Below are 20547 nucleotides of genomic sequence, written 5' to 3'. Positions count from 1 at the left end.
GCCTAGCGGGCGTCAAGGGTGAAACAGGGAAATACCCAGGGCATCTGCCTACACCTCATCTTAGAGGGTGGCTGCCAACAAGACCAATCAGTATGGAAGGGAGTGAAGAGTGAGAAACCGCTTTTACCTGCGCTGGATAGCGCTGATGCTTGCCATGGGGCTGATGACCGGGTGTGCGGTGAATCCGGTAACCGGAGAAAGCCAGCTGTCGTTGATTTCCGAGAGCCAGGAATGGTCGCTCGGAGCGGAACAGTACGTACCCACCCAACAAACCCAGGGCGGGCAGTTCTATCTCGACCCTGAGCTGACCATCTATGTCCGGGATGTGGGCCGAAAACTCGCGGCGGTCAGTGACCGTCCCGATATGCCCTACGAATTTGTGGTGCTGAACAACGGCGTTCCCAATGCCTGGGCCTTGCCTTCCGGCAAGATTGCCATCAACCGGGGACTGCTGGTGGAGCTGGAAGACGAGGCCCAGCTGGCCTCGGTGCTCGGACATGAAATTGTCCACGCCGCTGCTCGCCACAGCGTCCAGCGTATGCAGACCGGCATGATCATCAACGCAGGTATCGCTGGCGTTGGCATGGCGGTGGCTAACTCCGAGTGGGGGCAGATGGCAATGGGCGGTGCCGCCATGGGCGCACAACTGGCCCTGGCCCAGTATGGCCAGTCGGACGAACTGGAATCCGACCATTATGGCATTCGCTACATGGTGGAGGCAGGCTACGACCCGATGGCCGCCGTGGAATTGCAACAACTGTTCGTGGAAATGTCCAAAGGCCAGGAGAGTAATTATCTGACCAGCCTGTTTTCGACCCATCCGCCCTCCCAGGAACGGGTAAACCGCAATCTGGCCTTGGCCCGGGAACTGGGTAGCAACGGCTACCGGGGACGGGATGTGTTCGAAAAGCGACTGGCCTTCCTGAGAAGCCGCCAGCCGGCCTACGATGCCTACGATGACGCCATCAAGCAGATCCAGAGCGAAAATTTCCAGAACGCCCTGACCAACGTAAATAAAGCCATCAAACTGGAGCCTGGCGAAGCCATGTTCTATGCCCTGCGCGGCCAGTTACTGGAGCACCTGGACAAACCGGCCGCCGCCGCCGAGGACTTCGACAAGGCGGTGTCACTGTATCCGGAAATGTTCCGCTACCGCCTTCAGCGGGGACTCAATGCCTATGGCCGAGGCGACCTGGCCTTGGCCAAGAGTGACATCACGGACGCCAACCGCCTTGTGCCAACCGCCATCGGATACCTTCGCCTGGGAGACATCGCGGTGCGGGAAAACCGCCGGGATGACGCCGTCGCTCTTTACAGCACCGCGGCGGAAGCCGGCGGCAGTGTGGGCGAGGAAGCCCGCCGCAAGCTCGCCAAACTGAGTCAGGGCTAGCTCCTCCAGGCCCCACCGCCTACTTAGGCGGCGGGGCTCAGGTTCAAACGATCCAGAACCAGCGTGGCGATTTCTTCAGGCCGCTCCAGCATGAAGCAGTGGCCGCCGGGCACCCGTTCCGCTGTCACCAGCGAGGACTGCTTTTGCCACCGCAACGCAGACTGCCCCACGAACGGGTAGGTCTTACTGCCATAGATGATGTGGGTCGGAGTCTTCACTCGTCGCAATAACGGCCACAGCCGGCGTGGGTACGAACCAAAGACTTCCGACTCACGCTCGGGCCGGCACTTGAGGGTCACCCCACCCTGTTCCGCCGGCTTCAGACCGTGGTCCAGGTAGCTCTTCAGGCTGCGTTCGTCCCACCCCCGAAATATCCCCCGATTGTGAAAATTCTCTAGGGCATGCTGCGGCTCCGGCCAGTGGGCTCGTCGCTTGCGCGCGCGGCTGGCCATGGCGTTGCGCTTCCATAGGCCGACGGCCCCAGACAGCGCCATGAGCCGAAGCATGTTGGGAGAAAACAACACCGGGTCCAGCAACACCGCCCGCTGAAACAGGTCCGATGAGCGCGCCATCATCAGCGCCGTCATCACGCCACCGAAACTGTGGCCCAGTCCCAGCACCGGCACCGGTTTGCCCTCCCCGTCCCTATAGTCAGGTAAATGGTGACGCAATACCTCTTCGCACAGTGCAGCCGTGCCATTCCAACCGTGAAAGCGGCCACCGTGGTCACTGTCACCATGGCCCTGGACATCGCTGATAAAAAGATCGGCGTGATCAAGCAACGGCGCCAGCATATGTTCATAGACCAGCCCCGCATAGCCATTGCCGTGGACAAAATGAATCAGCGGCCGCCCGCTGGGCTCGGTCCGCCAGCCACGCAGGGTAAATCCGATGGATGTGCGATAACTCCAGGGCTGCAGTTGCCTTGGTAGTTGGTGGTTGCTGTGTTTGGCCACGGATCTCCGCCCCCTTTCTGTGACAATTGCAACGTATCTTCTTTGAAAAGCACCGGTTGAACAATTGCCTTTGCTATCAGATTAGCCCTTCAGACCGACTTTTACGGCACTCGGGGGGACAGTTGCCGGGCTGACGGCGATGCTGCGTCAGCTTTCGCATTGACATCTAGAGCAAAAACTCTAAAAATCGATTTACCCTAACAACAACCGGACGAATTCCATGTTAGCCAGACGAATGCAACCCATGGCTTTCCAGGCCCGGCGCCTGTACGTCGAATTGATGTTCCAGGTGATGGGCAATGCCCTGCAGGCCATCAGTGAAATCGATTCCACGGTACGGGAAGAAGCCAAAAGCCTACCTGAAGGTTTCCTGTTCGAGATGATGGTGATGCCCAATGGCGCCAAACTGATCATCGAGCACTTGGGCGAAGGTCGCTTCCGGTACCACCGTGGCCAGGCCCCACGCCCCGTGGACCTGTCGATTAAGTTCAAGCACATTGCCCATGCGTTTCTGGTGCTCTCGTTTCAGGAGAAAACCTCTGTGGCGTTTGCCAACGACCGCATGCTGGTGGACGGCGACATCAGCTACGCCATTCGCATGACCCGGGTACTGAACCGACTGGAGGCCTTCATCCTGCCCCGCCTGATTGCCGAGCGCGCGATCAAGGAGTACCCGAAGAACCTGCACCTGCCCGAGAAGGTCCTCAATGCGGCGAGGATTTACCTGAAGGTGGCAACCCAATTCGTTGAGACGGTGGTAGCGTAATGACAAACAAATACTATGAATTCTTCTGTCCGGTTAAAGTCATCGCCGGCAAAGCGGCACTCGAGCACATTCCTTACGAACTGAGCGGCCTGGGCGCACAACGGCCGATGATCATCACCGACAAAGGCGTTCGCGCCGCCGGTCTGCTGGAGCCCGTCGTGGCCGCCTGCGAAGAGAGCGACCTGGAAATTGTCTGCATCTACGACGACGTGCCACCGGATTCGTCCACCGGCGTCGTTCGGGACATCGCCAAGGTCTACCGCAGCGAAAAGTGCGACTCGATCATTGCCGTCGGCGGCGGCTCCGCCATTGATACCGCCAAGGCAGTCAACATTCTGGTTTCGGAAGGCGGCGACGATATTTCCGAATACGCCGGTGCCGGTGTGCTCAAGCGTGCCCTCAAGCCGTTCTTTGTCGTGCCGACCACCGCCGGTACCGGCTCCGAAGTGACCGCGGTCGCGGTGATTGCCGACACCGAGAAATCGGTCAAGCTGCCGTTTACCTCTTCGTTCCTGTTGCCCAACGCGGCCATCATTGACCCGCGCATGACGCTGACGCTGCCGCCACACATTACTGCAGCCACCGCCATGGACGCCATGACCCATGCAACCGAAGCCTTCACCTGCATGGCCAAGAATCCGCTCAGCGACGCCTACGCTACCGCTGCGGTGAAGAAAATCAGCAGCTCCCTGCTAAGCGTCATGGACAACCCCAAAGACGCCGACGGCCGACTGGAACTGGCTCAAGCCTCGACCATGGCCGGCATTGCCTTCTCCAACTCCATGGTTGGCCTGGTCCATGCCTTGGGTCACGCGACCGGCGCGATCTGTCACCTGCCCCACGGCCTGTGCATGAGCCTGTACCTGCCCTACGTGCTGGAATATAACCTGGAAAGCATCCGTGCTCCCCTGAGCGATCTGCTGCTCTACCTGGAGGGTCCGGAAGCTTATGCCGCCACGCCGGCCAACCGCCGCGCCGAGGCCTCGATTGCGGCCATTCGCCGGTTGCGCGATGCCCTGTACAAGCACTGCAAGCTGCCGCGCACCCTGAAGGAAACCGGTAAGGTGGACGAGTCGCAACTCGACGCCATCGCCGCGCTGGCGCTGGACGACGGCTCCATCATGTTCAACCCTCGCGAAGCCTCGCTGGAGGATGCGCAGGCGATTTTGCGCAAAGCCTGGGCCTAATCACGTCGCCTTATTGTGGCCCGGCAATCCGTCCGGGTCACAGCCCCCCCCTCCCATTCTTTTTACCCCAAGCCATTGAATTCAGCCGGGCAGACGTTAATACTTCCGGTAGTGGCGCATGGATGCAACGACACAGCCGTCAACAGCTCACCGTAGAGCCGTAGCAGCCCGAGAAGGGCTAAACCGGTCCCGCCATGCTGGACCTTAACCTATCCAGAATCCAGGGTTCCTGCGCCTATGTCCGCTCTGTCACGCCACTTTCAGGCCTTTTTCGCCACGGCAGCCATGCTGCTTGCGACGGAAGCCTGGGCAAACGAGACGCCGGTCTCCGAGAGTGCCGCGACGGAAGTTGATGGCATCCTGCGGCTTAACGTGTCTCCCAAAGGCTACCCGCCGTACCTGATCATCGACGACGACCGGATGTCAGGGATTATCTGGGACGTGGTTGCGCGCATCTCGGAGCAGTTGCAATACCAGATCGCCCCCATCAAGATCCCCCGTAAACGGGTCGATGAATTGGTGTACAAAGGCTATGTGGACGCCACGCCCCGCGCCATCGAATGGACTCAGGAGCCGGACCGCTTCCTGTTCACCGACCCGATTGTTAACGTTGAGGAAGTCTTTTTCTATCCCGCCGGCAAGGAATTTCAGTTCCAGACCCCGATGGATCTCGAAGCCAAGACCATCGTGACCCACCTGGGCTACCGCTACCCGGCGCTACGACAGATGTTCGACCACGGTCTCGCCCAACGCTTCGATGTGAACGACGATGTCGACCTGTTCCGCTACCTGTTGGACAGCGATCGTTTCGACGCGGCCATCGCTGACCGCCTGGTCGGCCAATGGATCATCCGTAACCACCCCAGCATGGACGGCATGCTTAAAGCCACCGCCAACTCCTTGAGTGATTATGGTTTTCGGCTGATGGTCCGCAGGGACCTGGACGGCTTTGTCGCCGCCTTCAACGATAAATTGGCGGAGCTCAAAGCAAGCGGAGAATTGGAACAGATTCTCTCGGCCTACCGTTAAACGGCCGGTTCACTCCAGCCTGCGCAACAACAGCATGGGCGAGACATTCAACACTGGCGCCAACTGCCAGCGGCCAAACACCGCCAGCAGCATCGAACTCACCAGCGGAATGGGCAGAATAACCCCCCAATGCCACTGAACATCCCCTTCGAACATGCGCTGTTGCAGCGCCCACACGGCGGCCTCTGCCGCGAGCACCCCAAGCACGCCGGCAATGAACCCCAGCAGCGCAAACTCCAACATAGTGCTGCGTACCAGCAGCTGTTGCCGGCCACCCAGGGTACGCAACAACGCCCCTTCACGCTGTCGGTCCCGAAGGGTGGCGCTGACCACCGCCGCCATCACCACCAGAGCGGCCGCCAGGATCAGTGCCAGGATCGCCTCCACCGCCTGAGTGACCTGACGCACTATGGCCTGGATCCGCTCGATGATATGGTCCACTTCCAGCACCGATACCGTCGGATAACGAACCGCAAATTCATTCAACGCCGACTTCCGCTCGCTGGGCAGGTGGAAACTGGTCATCCACGTCGCCGGCAACCTGCGCAACTCACTGTCTGGAGGGAAGGCCATGTAAAAGTTGGGCTTCATACTGTCCCATTGAACCGTCCGAATACTGGTCACAGGTTCAGTAATCACCTCGGACCCAACGGTGAACCCGAGCCGATCGCCGACTCGTAAGCCTAGCCGCTCCGCCAGCTGGGCCTCCACCGAGACACCTACCCTTGCGCCGTCATCAAACCACCGCCCCGCCACGATCTGGTTGTCCTCCGGTAGCCGAGCCATCCAGGTCAGGTTCAGTTCCCGATTCAGCTCACGAACCTCACGATCCTTGCTGACCGCCTGCCGCACTGACTGATCGTTAAGCTCGGTCAGTCGACCTCGTACCATGGGATACAGCGCCTCCAGGGGATAGCCGCGTTCACTCCAGAAGGCCGCGACGCCAGCCACATCCGAGGGTGCAATATTAATCAGGAAGTGATTTGGCGCCTGCTCAGGAAGCTGGTTCTGCCAGTCGCTGAGCAGGGATGTGCGCACCAGCAACAGTGTAGATGCCAGCATGATGGTCATGGCGAACACCGAGATCTGAGACAAGGTACTGCGACGATGGCGATACAGCGCCACCAGCGCCAGACGCCAGGCCGTGGCGCCACCAGCGACCCGACGCAACACCAGGATCAACCCCCAGGCCACCAGGGCCAACACCGCCAAGAGCATGGTCAAGCCCGCCAGCAAAGCCATCACCAATGAGACTTCCTGCGCATACAGCCAAACCAGCACCGCGATCGCGCCACCGGCCAACAGCATGTCCGACCAGGCCCTGCGGCTGGCCTCACCCGGCTCGCTACGCAGAACCCACATGGCGGGCACCTTCTGAAGACGGCGCACTGGGGGATAGGCGAAGGCGAACAGCGACACCAGCGCCGTCACCAGCGCCGGTACCAGCCCCCGGAGCTCCAGCGTGCTGTCGATGGGCCGCGCCAGCACCTGCTCCAGGACCTCCGCCATCGCCCAGTACACCGGCAACGCTACCAGCAGGCCACCAAGGCAGCCCGCGCTGCCCCACAGCAGTAACCGGCGCAGGTACAGGCGCCCGATGCCCGGACCGGTCATTCCAAGCGTTTTCAGCAAAGCCACGGTATCCCGCTGCCCCAGCGCATACTCCCGGCTGGCAACCGCGACCGCCACCGCCGCCAGCACCACCGCGAGGCTGCCGCCGAGCAGCAGGAAACGCTCCGCGCGTTGCAACGATCGCGACAGGGTTTCGCCATCCCGCACACTCTCCCACTCATGACCGGGCTCCAGCTGCGGCCGCAGCCACTGGTGGTACCCTTCCAGTGCGGACTCGTCACCGGCAAACAACGCCACGTACTCCACCCGACTGCCTTCCTGGATCACCCCTGTGGCGGCTACATCGTCAGCGTGCATCATGATTCTTGGCGCCAACGACGCCATGCTGAATCCGCCATCGGGCTCCCGCAGCAGCAGACCGCTCACCGTCAAGCTGAGATTCCCGACTTCCAGGCTATCCCCTACCGCCAGCGCCAGCAGCCGCATCAAACGAGGATTCAACCAGACTTCGCCTCGCCGCGGACCCTGACCGACGAATTCCCGGTCGGCACTCGCATCCGGCTGCATTTCAATCTCGCCACGCAGCGGGTAATGATCGTCCACCGCCTTGACCGACACCAACTGAAAGCCCGCGTCGCCAAACACCATGGTGGAGAAACGCACCATGTGGGCGGTCCGGATGTCCCGCTCGCTGGCCTCCTGCCACCAGGCTTGCGGTATCGGCCGACCATGCTCTGCCTCCAGCTGTCGGTCTGCGGCAAGAAACGCACTGGCGGACGTGACCAGCGTCTTCTGCAGCAACGCGGCGAACAATCCAATGGTGGCCACGGTGGCCACCGCCACCACCAATGCGAGAATGACCACCCGGACATCCCGCTCCCTAAGGTCCCGTCGCGCCGATGCCAGTTTGTCCCGGCTATGCATCACAGTGCTCCCTCGAATTCCTGCACCCGACCGGCTTCGATGGCGAACCGGCGCTGACATCGGCTGGCCAGCTGGTCGTCGTGGGTCACCAGTATCAGGGTGGTGCCCTGCTCCTGGTTCAGCGCCATTAACAGCTCGGAGATGGTACGGCCGGTGTGGGTGTCGAGATTGCCGGTGGGCTCGTCAGCGAACAGCACCGAAGGGTTGGACGCAAATGCCCGGGCGATTGCCACCCGCTGTTGCTCACCACCGGAAAGCTGTCTGGGTGTATGTAGCAGGCGCTCGCCCAAGCCGACCCGATGCAGCAGGTCCCGAGCCTGCTCCGCCGGGGCCTGGTGGCCAGCCAGCTCCAGCGGCAACATCACATTCTCCAGTGCCGACAACGCCGGCAACAACTGGAACGACTGGAATACGAATCCCACCCGGTGAGCCCGTAACCGGGCGCGCTGGTCTTCGTCCAGTTCACTGATGGCTTCGCCATCGAGCTCGATGCGCCCCTGGGACGGACTGTCCAGCCCAGCCATCAGCCCCAGCAAGGTGGTCTTGCCAGACCCGGACCGGCCCACAATGGCCACCGATTCGCCCCGCTTGATTTCGAAGTTGACGCCCTGCAAGATCGTTAACGTATCAGAGCCAAGGTTCACTTGGTGGGTTAGTTCAGACACCTTCAACAGAGTGTCCCGGGAAGCGGAGGGTTGCTTGCAAGCGCTGGGTTGATTGCAAGCGCTGGGTTGATTGCAAGCACCAGATTGACTGAGAGATTCGCTCACTACCACTCCTTGTACCTGAACGGTATCTTTAGGCTGCTTTGCCGCAGCCGGAATTGATGGAATTCGTCACTCGCGAAGAGACTTATGGATACGGTAAAAACCACGCTTAGAGCAACCGTTTTTCTCATCCTCACGGCGTTAGCAGTGCCCCTGCAAGCAAACCAGGGTACCGTACTGGTGCTCGGCGACAGTCTGAGCGCGGCCTACGGCGTTCAGCTGGAGAAAGCCTGGGTATCGTTATTGCAGCAGCGGTTGGCCAATGCCCAACTGGCCAACTGGCAGGTGGTGAATGCCAGCATCAGCGGCGAAACCACCGATGGCGGGCTGCGACGACTGCCCGAGTTGCTGGCACGGCACGCACCGGATGTGGTGATCATTGAACTCGGCGGAAATGACGGCCTCAGGGGATTTCCACCGTCGATCATTGAATCCAACCTGTCCCGGCTCATCGCGCTGTCCCAGGATGCCGGTGCCCGGCCCCTGCTGGTTGGCATTCGCATCCCGCCCAACTATGGCGCTCGGTATACCTCGGTGTTCGCCGATATCTATCCCACCCTGGCGGAGCGTTTTCAGGTGCCCTTGGTGCCATTTTTTCTCGACGGCATCTACAACCGGGATGGCATGATGCAGCGTGATGGCATTCACCCGACCGCCGAGGCCCAACCCCGGATGCTGGACAACGTCTGGCCGCACCTGGAGATCTTGCTGGAGTGACGCACCCTTGTCAGCGAATTAACCAGACGGCACTCTAGCTCACCAGCGAATCCAGGAACGCCACCGCCCGACGTTCCGACCAGTAGTAACCATCCCGGGCATGTTCCACAAACCCCACATGCCCGCCCCATCGCGGAGCTTCCAGAGTCACCGAGCTACCGAGCACTCTACCGTCCCGAGGAAAGCACTGCGGCGACAGAAACGGATCGTCCACGGCATTAACAATCAACGACGGCACCCGTATCGCTTTCAGGCGACCCAGGCAGGAGCACTGCGCCCAATAATCCTCGGCGTCACGAAAGCCGTGCAGCGGTGCGGTATAACGGTCATCGAACTCTCGAAAGGTGCGAATACGGGAAAAGCCCTCAACATCGATGACACCGGGGAAGCGTTCGGCCTTCACCAACATCTTACGGTGTAGATCCCGCAGGAACCGCTGCATGTAAATGCGCCGGGACGGCCGTGCCAACACCTCGGCGCTGCCGGCCAGGTCACAGGGGACGGAAAACGTCACCGCTCCCCGAATACGGGTATCCAACTGTGCCGCCTGCTGAGCCAGATACAGCATGGTGAGATTGCCCCCCATACTGAAGCCCGACAACGCCAGGCTTTTGTAATCCTTCTGCAAGGCATGCTCGACAACGCGGGCCAGATCTTCGGTGGAGCCGCTGTGATAGAAACGCGGCAACCGGTTCATTGCACCGCCACAGGAACGGAAATTCCACGCCAACACATCCCAACCCGCCCGCAGCAGGGCCCTTGCCAACCCCAGCATGTAAGGACGGCGACTGTGGCCCTCCAGCCCATGGGATAAAACCGCAAGTCGGCGATGACCGCTGCGATACCAGTCCAGGTGGAGCTCGTCGCCGTCTGAAGTTGTTACCCGTTCCTGCTCGGGTTCCATCAACGATACGTTGCGAAACAGGGTGGGCCAAACGGATTGCAGATGGCCGCTGCGTAGCCAGCCAGGGGGGCGATAGTGGTACACCCGGTGGCCGGTGCCCAGTGGAATGGGATGGGGTTCATGCGAAAAACTGTTCATACTTCAATCCTGCCTGGTACAGCCATGACAAATCAATTTTGAACAAGATTTAACCATTTAATTCAGGGGGTTGACCCGAACCGATAAAGCCCTTATGATGCGCGCCTCACTGATGCTGTTCCCCGATAGCTCAGTTGGTAGAGCAACGGACTGTTAATCCGTTTGTCGCTGGTTCGAGCCCAGCTCGGGGAGCCACCTATTCGAAAAAGCCGCTGCACCTCAGCGGCTTTTTTTTGGATCGCCGATAACCGCGCCTTACTGTCCTTTTTACGACGACTTGTGCCCGCCAGGCAAGCCCTACCCTCATGAGCAGGGCCAGCCTGACAACAGCCGACCAATATCAACCCACCTGCGGCCGGTTCATAAACGCCCTTAAAACCTGGTACAGGGTGTAGCTGTCCCTGGCGCCAGCCAACTCACGAATCGAATGCATGCCGAATTGCGGCACACCGATATCCAGTGTAGTGATCCCTAACATCCCGGCGGTCAACGGTCCGATGGTGCTGCCGCAAGCCATATCGCTGCGAACCACAAAGCTCTGGTGAGGCAAACCAAGCTCGTCACTGATGTGACGGTACAGGGCTGCCGATCGGCTGTTGGTGGCGTAGCGCTGGTTGTGGTTGACCTTGATGACTGGCCCCTGGTTGATCACCGGGCCGTGATTGGCGTCGTGCCGGTCGATGTAGTTGGGATGGATGCCGTGGGCATTGTCCGCCGAAATCATCATCGAGCGGGCAATGATCCGGGTTTTGTCCTCATTTCCGCACCAGCGCTCCAGCACCGAACTGAGGAAGGGGCCCTGGGCCCCCTCGGCAGACACACTGCCCACTTCCTCATGGTCGTTACAGACGAACAGCGACGGCTCGCTGCCATCTCCTGCCAGTAGGGCCTGGATGCCGATATAACAGCTCAGCAGATTATCCAGCCGCGCCGACGCGATGAACTCATCCCGCAGCCCCACAATGCTGGGAGGCTGGGCATCGTAGAAGCTGAGCTCATAGCCCAGCACCCGATCTACCTCGAGACCCGGGCTTTCGGTTGCAATTTGCGCCTTCAGCAGGTCGGTAAAGCTGGTGCTATCGCTCTCAGGCACCTGCATCAGGATCGGGGGCAGATCAGTCTGAGGATTCACCGAACGGCTGTTGTTGGCCTCCCGATCGAGGTGAATCGCAAGGCTCGGGATGAACGCCACGGGCTTGCGGAAATCCACCAGGGTATCGGCAACCTGGCCGGCGTTATCCAGATAGGTGACCCGTCCGGCCAGGGACAGATCGCGATCAAACCAGGGATTGAGCAGAACGCCACCGTACATCTCCACCCCCAGCTGGAAGTAGCCTTTGCGGCGAATCTCCGGGTTGGGTTTTACCTTCAGGCAAGGGCTGTCGGAATGCGCACCCACCATCCGGATGCCCCGCTCGATGGGCCGTCCGGACCCGGTCCTGAACGCGACCAGTGAGGAGCCATTACGGACCACGTAGTAGCCACAAGAAGATTCCAGCTGCCAGGCATCCCGCTCGTCAAGCCGCTGGAACCCGGCTTGATCCAACTGTTCCGCCATTCGCGCCACCGCGTGCCAGGGCGTTGGCGAGCGCTCCAGAAAGGTGAGCAGGTTTTGATTAAAGTCCTGGTGTTCCATGATGCCTCTAATTAGCTGAAAATCAGTGTAATAGTATGGCATGATGCCATGTCTTCCGATAACACAGAAATGCCCTGGCCCTTAGCCGCAGGCAGGAGTTCACGTGTCCGTTCCCCGTTTTCTCGATATCGAATACTGCCAGTCCGATGAGGTGTTTTTCCCCACCGCCATCGCCTGGTCCCTGGCCGATGGCCGCCTGAAAACCGTGATGATCGAGCCGGACGAAAGCTGGCTGCCCACCGACTTCGATCCCCCGGATGTAGACCTGCAGCTGCTGCAGGAACAGGGCGTGCCCCTGATCGAACTCGCCCGCGCGCTGCACGAAGACCTGCCCGACGAAACCGTGTACACCGACGGCCTCGATCCCGATGAAACCCTGGTGGACCTGATTTTCGAGGCGGTGGGCATGGAATCCCCGTTCGAGCTGGCGCCGGTCAGTGAGCTGATCACCGGACTGGATCGCCACGACATCGAGGATCGCCGCCGTGACCTGATGTTCCAGCAGGGCCTGGACCCCCAATTGCCGGAGAACGGTGTCTTTGCCTTACTGTTGCTGGCGCAGGACGAAGGTCTTATCGCCCCGCAATGACTCGCCACCCTTTGATACGCCAGCACCGCACAGGGCTCGACTATTTGTGACCTGAGTCGACGCAACATTCGGTTACAGAAGGCAGAATCTGCCAGACTCCGCCTATTGCCAGGAACCACCATTACCATGAACAAGCTGTTGTCCGCTCTTGCGCTGCCCCTCGCCCCCGCCCTTCTGCTGCCAGCCCCCCTGGTTCTGGCGGACGAGCAGGTGCTCCGGGAAGAACTGCACTACGTTGGCCTGCTGGCGACGGCGCTGAACCATCGTTCCATCGGCGAGACCACCAAAGGCGCAGCGTGGAGCAATGCCGGTACCCTGGTGGTGGGCGGGCACCTTAGCGAGCTGTTCCATGCCGAGCTGCGCGCCGGCGGAGGCCTGTCGGAAGGCACCGTGGACGGCGAACTGGAGCTGGACATCGACTATTTCGCCAGCTGGTACATTGGCCTCCACTATCCAGTCACCTCCTACGCCAATGTCTACGGCCAGTTCGGCTTTTCCCACATCAGTGGAGACGCCGAGCTGACGGCCAAGGGGCTGGCCCGCCAAGCCGATCCGGACGACGCCTCGCCCTACGCAGATCTGGAAAGCAAATACCCGGACAGCGAATTCAGCGTTAGCTGGATCATTGGCGCCGACGTCCAGGTGTTCGATAACGCCTACCTGGTCTTGGAAGGGGGCCGCCTGTTCAAGGACACCGGCACCGGCGCCAATACCTTCCAATTCTCCAGCGGTGTTCGCTACGAGTTCTGAATGATCCCGCCCCCGCTAACGGCGGAACACCGCGCGGTGGCGAATCTGCCAGCACCGGTGAATCCTGGGATTGCGCTTGAAGTCCCGGTCGATGGTTGCCGGACTGATTTCCTCTATCGAATACGCCTGCTCCAGCTCGGCATCCAGCTTGAAGCGACGGAAGTTGTTGGAAAAAATCAGCAAGCCATCCTCCGCCAGACGCGCCATGGCCTGGCGGATGAGCTGACCGTGATCGCGCTGGATATCCAGCACGTCGGCCATCCTGGCGGAATTCGAGAAGGTGGGTGGATCCATGAAGATCAAGTCAAACTCTTCGCCCCGGGCCGGCGGCTGGGCCAGCCATTTCAGGCAGTCCGCCTGCTCCACCCTATGGGCCTGGCGGCTGGCGCCGTTCAGCGCCAGGTTTTCCCGCGCCCAGCGCACATAGGTGTTTGACATGTCCAGACTCAACGAACGACGGGCCCCGCCCACGGCGGCGTGAACCGACGCCGCACCGCTGTAGCAAAACAGATTCAGAAAACGTGTGCCGGCGGCATGCTGCTGAATCCAGTGGCGAACGGGCCGGTGGTCCAGAAACAATCCGGTATCGAGGTAGTCCTTCAGGTTGACCCGCAACTGGCAGCCATACTCATGGACGGTCATGAAGTCGCCGGATGCCCCCTGCTTCTCGTACTGGCTGACACCCGACTGCCTTTGCCTCTGCTTACACACCATCCGGTCCGGCTCGATACCGAGCGTCTCGGGAATCACCGCCAAGGCTTCAGCAAGGCGATCCCGCGCCGCTCGGGCATCCACGGACTTGGGTGCCGCGTATTCCTGCACATGCACCCAGTCGTGGTAGAGATCGATCGCCAGCGCAAATTCGGGCATGTCGGCGTCGTACAGTCGATAGCAGTCAATGTTCTGTTTTCTTGCCCACTGGCCAATGAGTTTCAGGTTTTTCTTCAAGCGATTGGCGAACATGGCGGCGCGCTCAGGGTTGCGCACACGGGGCAGCAATACTCCCGACTCTGCGCCGTCCCGGGGAATCATTTCACTGGCCTGGTCGACATTGAACAGCAACAGCTGTGCCGGTAACTTGCCATTGAACAGTTTGTATTGCTTGAAACTGCGCAGGCCAATGTACTTGCCGTACTCCGGAGCGCCGGTAAACACCGCCAGTCGCCAGCCGGTGGCGCAGCGTTTGACCGAGGCTCCCAATTGGCGGTAAAGCTCAGGCAATTGACGGCGTTCATTCAATCGCTCCCCATACGGCGGGTTGGTCACCACCAGGCCAAATTCGGACGGCTGGGCGTCGAGTTCCAGCGCCTCAACGTCACGGCGCTCGACATGGACGACGCCCTCCAGACCGGCCCGCTGGACATTGCGCCAGGCGGTGGCGATCACCGACGGATCCTGGTCAAAGCCGGCAAATTTAAGGGCCGCCATGGATTTCCCCTCATCGGCCCGGCGCTCGGCCTCCTGACGCAACGCCAACCACAGCTCGGGCTGATGCCCCAGCCATCGCTCAAAGCCAAAGCGTTGGCGCTGTCGTCCCGGCGCCAGGTCCAAGGCCATCATCGCGGCCTCAATAACCAGAGTCCCGGAACCGCACATGGGGTCCACCAATGCCCCCCCCTGGCGCGCAATGTCCGGCCAACCCGCGCGCAGCAGCAGAGCCGCCGCGAGGTTTTCCTTGAGCGGTGCCGCACCTTTTTCGGTGCGATAACCGCGTTTGTGCAAGCTGTCACCGCTCAGGTCGATACCCAGTGCCAATCGGCCCCGGTGCAACCGTGCGGAAATCAGCAAGTCCGGGTCCGTCGCCGCCACCGAAGGCCGCTCGCCACTGGCGGTTCGCAACTTATCAACCACCGCATCCTTCACCCGCTGGGCGCCAAACTGGGTATTGCGGATAACCTGGCTCTGACCGGAAAAGGCCACCTTGAAGGAGGCTGTCACCGCGAGATGCTGGCTCCAATCCACCGCCAGCACGCCCTCATACATGGCATCCACGGAGCCCGCGTCGATCTCGTCCAGCTGGAGAATGACGCGGTTGGCCAGTCTGGACCACAAGCAGGCACGATAACCCGCGCTCAGCTCGCCCTTAGCCCATACGCCGGCAGGCGCATTACGCACCGGCTCCAACCCGAGTGTGGCCATCTCATCCGCCAGAAGGTATTCCACCCCCTTGGGGCAGCTGATAAAAAACAATTGGTTGGACAACTCAAACTCCTCGGATTATCGATCGCCGGCATAGTCTGCCAGAAATGGCGTTCCGCTTCCCTGCTATTTACCGTTGTCCGCCCCCGTTAAGGCCGGGCTGGCAAAGGTAAACCGGTGTTCTTTATTTCATACAAACATAAAGAAGCCGACATCTAGATGAAATAATTAGTGTACATCCGCGCAGAGTTCATCATACCTTGTAGGTGACGCGTCAGATATTGGAGCCAACGATGAGCTCCAGCAACAGGATCCTGACTGCCCTGGTTTCATCCGGAATGATCCGTGTGGGTTCGAGTGAGAACACCGGTTTCGGAAGGGTCCACGGCAGGTGTGCATTGATTTGCTCTGATTAAATCCATCATGTGAGGAACAGCATGAAGAGACAGAAAAGAGATGTGTACGCTCGCGCATTCAAACGGGGATATATGGCCGGAGTGTCCGGAAAATCAAAAGACAGCTGCCCAGCAGAACAGGCTGAATTGAGACAAGAATGGCTGAATGGGTGGCGCGAAGGCCGAACAGATAACTGGGAGGGCATGACCGGAGTATCAGGCATCCATAAAATGTCCAATGTAACCGCCTGATAGACGAGCAATAGACCCTGGCATTTGAGCGTCTGAGTAAACCCATTAAAGCGGGCGTAGGAACGCCCCCTAAAAAAGCAACAACGCAGAAGAAACTTAAACCAGAAAACCAAACGGGTCCCCCCGACCCGTATCACACCAAGAAACGCCACGGGGTTTGTTCCCCGCAAGGGCCCGCTTAGCGGGCCCATTCTTTTTATGGCGTCGGTGATCTGGCACCGGCACTCCAATCAGGTTATTTGAGGGCGCGAATCGCTTCCACCGCCTCTGCAATCAGCTCCGGTCCCCGATAGATGAAACCGGTGTACAGTTGCACCAGCTTAGCGCCCGCACGGATCTTTTCAGCGGCAGAGACACCGTCGGTAATGCCACCCACACCGATAATCGGCACCGCATCGCCCAACTCGGCGTAAAGCCCCTCGATCACCCGCAACGACGGCCCCCGCACCGGCGCACCACTCAAGCCGCCAGCCTCTTTCGCTAACCGATGACCGGCTACCGCGTCCCTGGAGATAGTGGTATTGGTGGCAATGACGCCATCCAACTCGGCCTGGCGCAATTCATTGGCGACAAAACGGATGCCTTCATCATCCATATCGGGCGCAATTTTCACCGCGATCGGTACGTATCTTCCGTGCTCGTCACTCTGGATACGCTGCTCTTCCTTGATGGCCGCCAACAGCCCCTTCAGCGAGTCGCCAAACTGCAGGTCACGCAACCCCGGCGTATTGGGCGAGGAAACGTTGACCGTGATGTAATTGGCCCGACTGTAGACCGCCGCAATCCCCTTACGGTAATCGCTGTTCGCGTCTTCGGCAGCGGTGAGCTTGTTCTTGCCCACATTAATACCGAGCACACCCTGAAACCGCATTTTGTCGACCTGCGCCAACAAATGATCAAGACCTTCATTATTGAAGCCCATGCGATTAATCACAGCCTGGTGCTCCGGCAAACGGAATAGCCGGGGCTTGGGATTGCCTGGCTGGGGCAAGGGCGTTACCGTACCAACCTCGACAAAACCGAACCCCAACGCCCCCAAGGCATCCACGTGATCCGCGTTTTTGTCCAGCCCGGCAGCCAAGCCGACGGGGTTCGGGAATTTCAGCCCCATCACTTCCACCGGCATGGGTTTGACCTCCGGTACCAGTGCAGAGAGCAACCCCATGCTGTGCGCCAGATCGAGGCCTGTGAGGGTCAGGCCGTGAGCGGTTTCTGGCGGTAACCTGAAAAGCAGGTGACGAAGCAGGCCGTACATGAGATAACTCCTTGCAGTAATCTTGGGGCGCTGAAAGGCCAGACAGCCCGCGCCGGTCGTGAGCGCGCAGTATACCGAAAGTTTTCCACAGACGCGCCTACGCCATGCCAATGACAGCTAAATGACTGTCTCATTAAGGTCCTGTGATGTTTTCCACGATTTCTGTGGATAAGTCTGTTGAAAATGAACCGCGACCTTTGGCTAAGCCTTACGGCATGCGCCAATCTACAAATTGGCTACTTTTTGATCAACCGTAACCACCTGAAAGTTGGTGGATTTGCAAGCTAATTTCAAGCGTTTTTTCATAGAGGCAATTAATTGTCACCTTCTTGTAACATTCTTTGGGTGTGCATAAAGATGACACTTGCCTCACAATTTAAGCGGTAGCCAGACTCAGGGAGTCGAGCGATGACGGAGCCTCTCTCGACCGTCGACAAAGCGAACCAGCTGGCCGGCGAAGCAGCGGCCGCAAGCCGCGTCACGGTCATCGGCATGATTCTGGATTTGGTGCTGGGCGCCATCAAGTGTGTGGCAGGCGCTCTGTTCCACTCCCAGGCGCTGATGGCGGACGGTGTCCACTCACTGTCGGACGCCGCCTCCGATCTGATCGTCATTGCGGTGATGAAGGCGTCCCGACGCGGCCCGGATCAGGGCCACCCCTATGGTCATCAACGCATAGAAACCCTGGGCACCATGCTACTGGGCAGCACCCTGATTGCCGTAGGCGCCGCGTTAGCCTGGGACAACATCCTGCGGCTGCTGGATGACCGCTCGCCTCCCCTGCCGGAATGGCCAGTTCTGGCCGCCGCCGCCCTCTCCATCGCCGCCAAGGAATGGATTTACCGTTATACCCGGCGGGTAGGACAGGCCATCCGTTCCGAACTCATCATCGCCAATGCCTGGCACAGTCGAACCGATGCCCTTTCGTCCATCATCGTACTGGCATCTGTTGCCGGCGCGATGGCCGGGTATGTCTGGCTCGATGTGTTGGCAGCCATCGTCATTGCGGTGATCGTGGGTCACATTGGCTGGGGCTTCGCCTGGCGCAGCGTCAAGGAACTGGTGGATTCGGGCATTCCCTCTCAGGAGATCGAACGGCTGACGTCCATTGCCCGCTCAACCGAAGGGGTTCGCAACGTTCATGAACTGCGCAGCCGTAAAATGGGCCGTGATATTCTACTCGATGTGCATCTGGTGGTGAGCCCGGACATCAGCGTCTCCGAAGGACACCAGATTGGCATGCAGGTTGTCGAACGGATGCGCGAATCCCTTAGCGATCTGGCCCAGATCACCTTTCATATTGATGCCGAGAACGATGAAGCGGGACCGCCAACGTCCATTCGGCTACCCAGTCGCCAGGATATAGAACGGACGGTGGCCGACCATCTGGGTGAAACGCTAAAACACGACCGGCTGCGGCTGCATTACCTGCGCAACAAGGTGCACCTGGAACTGTTCCTGGGCGGCCGGCGGTCCTTGGCCGAACAGCAGCCCCTTGAGCAACTGCACCGCCATCTGGAGGCCCAGCCGTGGTTTGGCAGCCTCCGTATCTGGCAATCCGATCGGCACTAGCGCATCCGCTAGCGCCGACGCCGGGCCTCCATCCGCACCAAAAACTCCTGCATGATCAACGAGTACAGCTCACCACCGAGAAAGCGATCCTCGACACCGGCGTCAATGCTGGGGTTGTCGTTGACCTCAATCACGGCAATGCGGTTACCCGCCTGCTTGATGTCGACGCCGTAGAGGCCGTTGCCGATCAGTTTGGTGGCGTTGAGTGCGGCCTGGATCACCTTGCGAGGGGTCTCGTAGGTGGGCAGAGTCTCAAAATCGCCGCTGTCCACCTGCTGATTGCCCCCGTGCTGGTATATCTGCCAGTGGCCTTTGACCATAAAGTACTTGCAGGCGTAAATCGCGCGCCCGCCCAGCACCCCGATGCGCCAGTCGTAATCGGTGTACAGGTACTCCTGCGCCAACACCAGCGCGGATTGGCGGAACAGCCCAGCCAGCGCCCGACGCAACGCCGGTTCGTCCTCGGCCTTGATCACACCGCGGGAGAACGAACCGTCTGGAATCTTCACCACCACCGGAAACCCGATCTGGCCGACAATTTGCTCGACCGCATCCTTCTGGTCCCGGGACAGGATCAACGTTCGAGGCGTCGGCACCTTGTTGTGTTTCAGCAGGTCCGCCAGAAACACCTTGTTGGTGCAGCGCAGGATCGACACCGGGTCATCAATCACCACCAGCCCCTCCGCCTCGGCCTTACGGGCAAAGCGATAGGTGTGGTGATCGATGGCGGTGGTTTCCCGAATGAACAGGCCATCGTATTCCGGCAACCGGCTGTAATCCCGCTTGGTGATCTGCTCGACATGGATGCCCAGCTTGCTACCGGCCTTGGTGAAGCGCTCTAGCGCCACCCCATCGCTAGGTGGCAGCGACTCCTCCGGATTGACCAGCATGGCCAGATCGTAACGGTAATGTTTGCGGCCGCGGGGCTTGCGCCAGATGACCCGGCTGAACCGATCCAGCGATTCCGCAAAGGCATCCTCCTCGGCATCGGTCAGGTCGGCGGGAGACAGCGGTTTCATGGAATCGATCTGCCAGGTGCGTCGACGCCTGAACACCACCTCCAGAATCGGACACGGGAAACGCTCAAACAGCGACCGGGACACCCGCTGCAACTCGGACTGGGGAATCCGACCGAAATAGGTACGGACCCGCACCTTGTCCGCCGCCGGTTCGGCACCCGCGTGCTTGTCCAGCCAGTCCAGCGCTTGCGAATCCAGCTCGCTGAGTTCCAGTGAGAACAGGCCCTTGCGGCTCAGATCGTTGAGGGTCGCCACCGAAGGCACCACCTTCTGGCGCCGGGCTTCCGCCAGCAGCGAACAGTAATAGCCGCGACTGAGGTAGCGTGCGCTCTGGCATAAATTGATAACCCGAGTACGGTTGCTTTCCCGGTGCGGCAGGTTGAGGTACTGGTCAAAGGTCAGCACATCGTCACTGGGAAAAAACGGCGCCCAGTCCTTCTGATGATCAACGACAATGAGCAATCTGGACATCCGTGACGGGCCCTCCCTCAGATAGACGCCAATCGGGCCACCGGTGCGGCCCGTAGAGCGAACAATACACCGGCCCAGCACGGCCGGGAAGCACTGGAAGATGCGTGCATTTACGCATG

The 20547-nt window shown here is 60.0% G+C and carries 17 protein-coding genes and 1 tRNA gene; 10 read left to right on the top strand and 8 right to left on the bottom strand.

Annotated features, from left to right (window positions below; genetic code table 11):
• Positions 1–145 precede the first annotated feature (145 nt).
• Entirely contained in the window at positions 146–1390 is a 1245-nt protein-coding gene (locus N6L25_RS13285; protein WP_271981259.1) for a M48 family metalloprotease, read from the top strand.
• A gap of 23 nt (positions 1391–1413) precedes the next feature.
• On the opposite strand, the gene N6L25_RS13280 is transcribed toward N6L25_RS13285, so the two are convergent.
• Entirely contained in the window at positions 1414–2346 is a 933-nt protein-coding gene (locus tag N6L25_RS13280) for an alpha/beta fold hydrolase (protein WP_271981144.1), read from the bottom strand.
• Between the two features lie 220 nt (positions 2347–2566).
• Here N6L25_RS13280 and N6L25_RS13275 point away from each other — a divergent pair, with 220 nt between their 5' ends.
• From N6L25_RS13275 to N6L25_RS13265, 3 genes are all read left to right on the top strand, one after another.
• Entirely contained in the window at positions 2567–3112 is a 546-nt protein-coding gene (locus N6L25_RS13275; protein WP_271981142.1) for a hypothetical protein, read from the top strand.
• Positions 3112–4299: an iron-containing alcohol dehydrogenase gene (locus N6L25_RS13270; protein WP_271981140.1), complete on the top strand. Its 1188-nt coding sequence runs from the start codon at positions 3112–3114 to the stop codon at positions 4297–4299. Before N6L25_RS13275 ends, N6L25_RS13270 begins: the two co-directional genes overlap by 1 nt.
• Positions 4300–4536: 237 nt before the next feature.
• Positions 4537–5328 (top strand): substrate-binding periplasmic protein, encoded by a 792-nt coding sequence (locus N6L25_RS13265; RefSeq protein ID WP_271981138.1) that lies wholly within the window; start codon positions 4537–4539, stop codon positions 5326–5328.
• A 9-nt stretch (positions 5329–5337) separates the two neighbouring features.
• Here the strand turns inward: N6L25_RS13265 and N6L25_RS13260 are convergent, their stop codons facing one another.
• Both N6L25_RS13260 and N6L25_RS13255 read right to left on the bottom strand, forming a co-directional pair.
• Entirely contained in the window at positions 5338–7824 is a 2487-nt protein-coding gene (locus N6L25_RS13260; protein WP_271981136.1) for an ABC transporter permease, read from the bottom strand.
• A complete protein-coding gene (locus N6L25_RS13255; RefSeq protein ID WP_271981257.1) occupies positions 7824–8498 on the bottom strand; it encodes an ABC transporter ATP-binding protein in 675 nt (224 codons plus the stop codon). The genes N6L25_RS13260 and N6L25_RS13255 overlap by 1 nt, the downstream gene beginning before the upstream one ends.
• 180 nt (positions 8499–8678) lie before the next feature.
• Here N6L25_RS13255 and N6L25_RS13250 point away from each other — a divergent pair, with 180 nt between their 5' ends.
• The gene (locus tag N6L25_RS13250) at positions 8679–9308 is read left to right on the top strand and encodes an arylesterase (protein WP_271981134.1); all 630 of its coding nucleotides are present in this window, start codon (positions 8679–8681) and stop codon (positions 9306–9308) included.
• 34 nt (positions 9309–9342) lie between these two features.
• Here N6L25_RS13250 and N6L25_RS13245 read toward each other — a convergent pair whose 3' ends face one another.
• Positions 9343–10350 (bottom strand): YheT family hydrolase, encoded by a 1008-nt coding sequence (locus tag N6L25_RS13245; protein WP_271981132.1) that lies wholly within the window; start codon positions 10348–10350, stop codon positions 9343–9345.
• 119 nt (positions 10351–10469) lie between these two features.
• On the opposite strand from N6L25_RS13245, the gene N6L25_RS13240 reads away from it, so the two are divergent.
• A tRNA-Asn gene (locus tag N6L25_RS13240) sits at positions 10470–10545 on the top strand.
• A gap of 145 nt (positions 10546–10690) precedes the next feature.
• Here N6L25_RS13240 and N6L25_RS13235 read toward each other — a convergent pair.
• Positions 10691–11986 (bottom strand): M18 family aminopeptidase, encoded by a 1296-nt coding sequence (locus N6L25_RS13235; RefSeq protein ID WP_271981129.1) that lies wholly within the window; start codon positions 11984–11986, stop codon positions 10691–10693.
• Positions 11987–12089: 103 nt separating this feature from the next.
• On the opposite strand from N6L25_RS13235, the gene N6L25_RS13230 reads away from it, so the two are divergent.
• Positions 12090–12575, top strand: coding sequence for a hypothetical protein (locus tag N6L25_RS13230; RefSeq protein ID WP_271981127.1), 486 nt, complete (start codon positions 12090–12092; stop codon positions 12573–12575).
• A gap of 126 nt (positions 12576–12701) precedes the next feature.
• The gene (locus tag N6L25_RS13225) at positions 12702–13325 is read left to right on the top strand and encodes an outer membrane beta-barrel protein (protein ID WP_271981125.1); all 624 of its coding nucleotides are present in this window, start codon (positions 12702–12704) and stop codon (positions 13323–13325) included.
• A 15-nt stretch (positions 13326–13340) separates the two neighbouring features.
• Here N6L25_RS13225 and rlmKL read toward each other — a convergent pair whose 3' ends face one another.
• Positions 13341–15527 (bottom strand): bifunctional 23S rRNA (guanine(2069)-N(7))-methyltransferase RlmK/23S rRNA (guanine(2445)-N(2))-methyltransferase RlmL, encoded by a 2187-nt coding sequence (rlmKL, locus tag N6L25_RS13220; protein ID WP_271981123.1) that lies wholly within the window; start codon positions 15525–15527, stop codon positions 13341–13343.
• Between the two features lie 374 nt (positions 15528–15901).
• On the opposite strand from rlmKL, the gene rmf reads away from it, so the two are divergent.
• Positions 15902–16111, top strand: a complete 210-nt coding sequence (gene rmf / locus N6L25_RS13215; RefSeq protein ID WP_271981121.1) for a ribosome modulation factor — start codon at positions 15902–15904, stop codon at positions 16109–16111.
• A 235-nt stretch (positions 16112–16346) separates the two neighbouring features.
• Here the strand turns inward: rmf and N6L25_RS13210 are convergent, their stop codons facing one another.
• A complete protein-coding gene (locus N6L25_RS13210; RefSeq protein ID WP_271981119.1) occupies positions 16347–17366 on the bottom strand; it encodes a quinone-dependent dihydroorotate dehydrogenase in 1020 nt (339 codons plus the stop codon).
• A 408-nt stretch (positions 17367–17774) separates the two neighbouring features.
• Between N6L25_RS13210 and N6L25_RS13205 the strand changes: the two genes are divergently transcribed.
• Positions 17775–18938 carry a cation diffusion facilitator family transporter gene (locus tag N6L25_RS13205; RefSeq protein ID WP_271981117.1) on the top strand — a complete coding sequence of 388 codons (1164 nt, stop codon included), beginning with the start codon at positions 17775–17777 and terminating at the stop codon, positions 18936–18938.
• Between the two features lie 8 nt (positions 18939–18946).
• Here N6L25_RS13205 and N6L25_RS13200 read toward each other — a convergent pair whose 3' ends face one another.
• A complete protein-coding gene (locus tag N6L25_RS13200; protein ID WP_271981115.1) occupies positions 18947–20428 on the bottom strand; it encodes a RimK family protein in 1482 nt (493 codons plus the stop codon).
• Between the last annotated feature and the right edge of the window lie 119 nt (positions 20429–20547).

The sequence above is a fragment of the Marinobacter sp. SS21 genome, assembly GCF_028369065.1.
In the GTDB taxonomy this organism is placed as follows: domain Bacteria; phylum Pseudomonadota; class Gammaproteobacteria; order Pseudomonadales; family Oleiphilaceae; genus Marinobacter.
The sequence above is the reverse complement of the archived record's forward strand: the minus strand, read 5'-3'. Positions and strand labels throughout refer to the sequence as shown.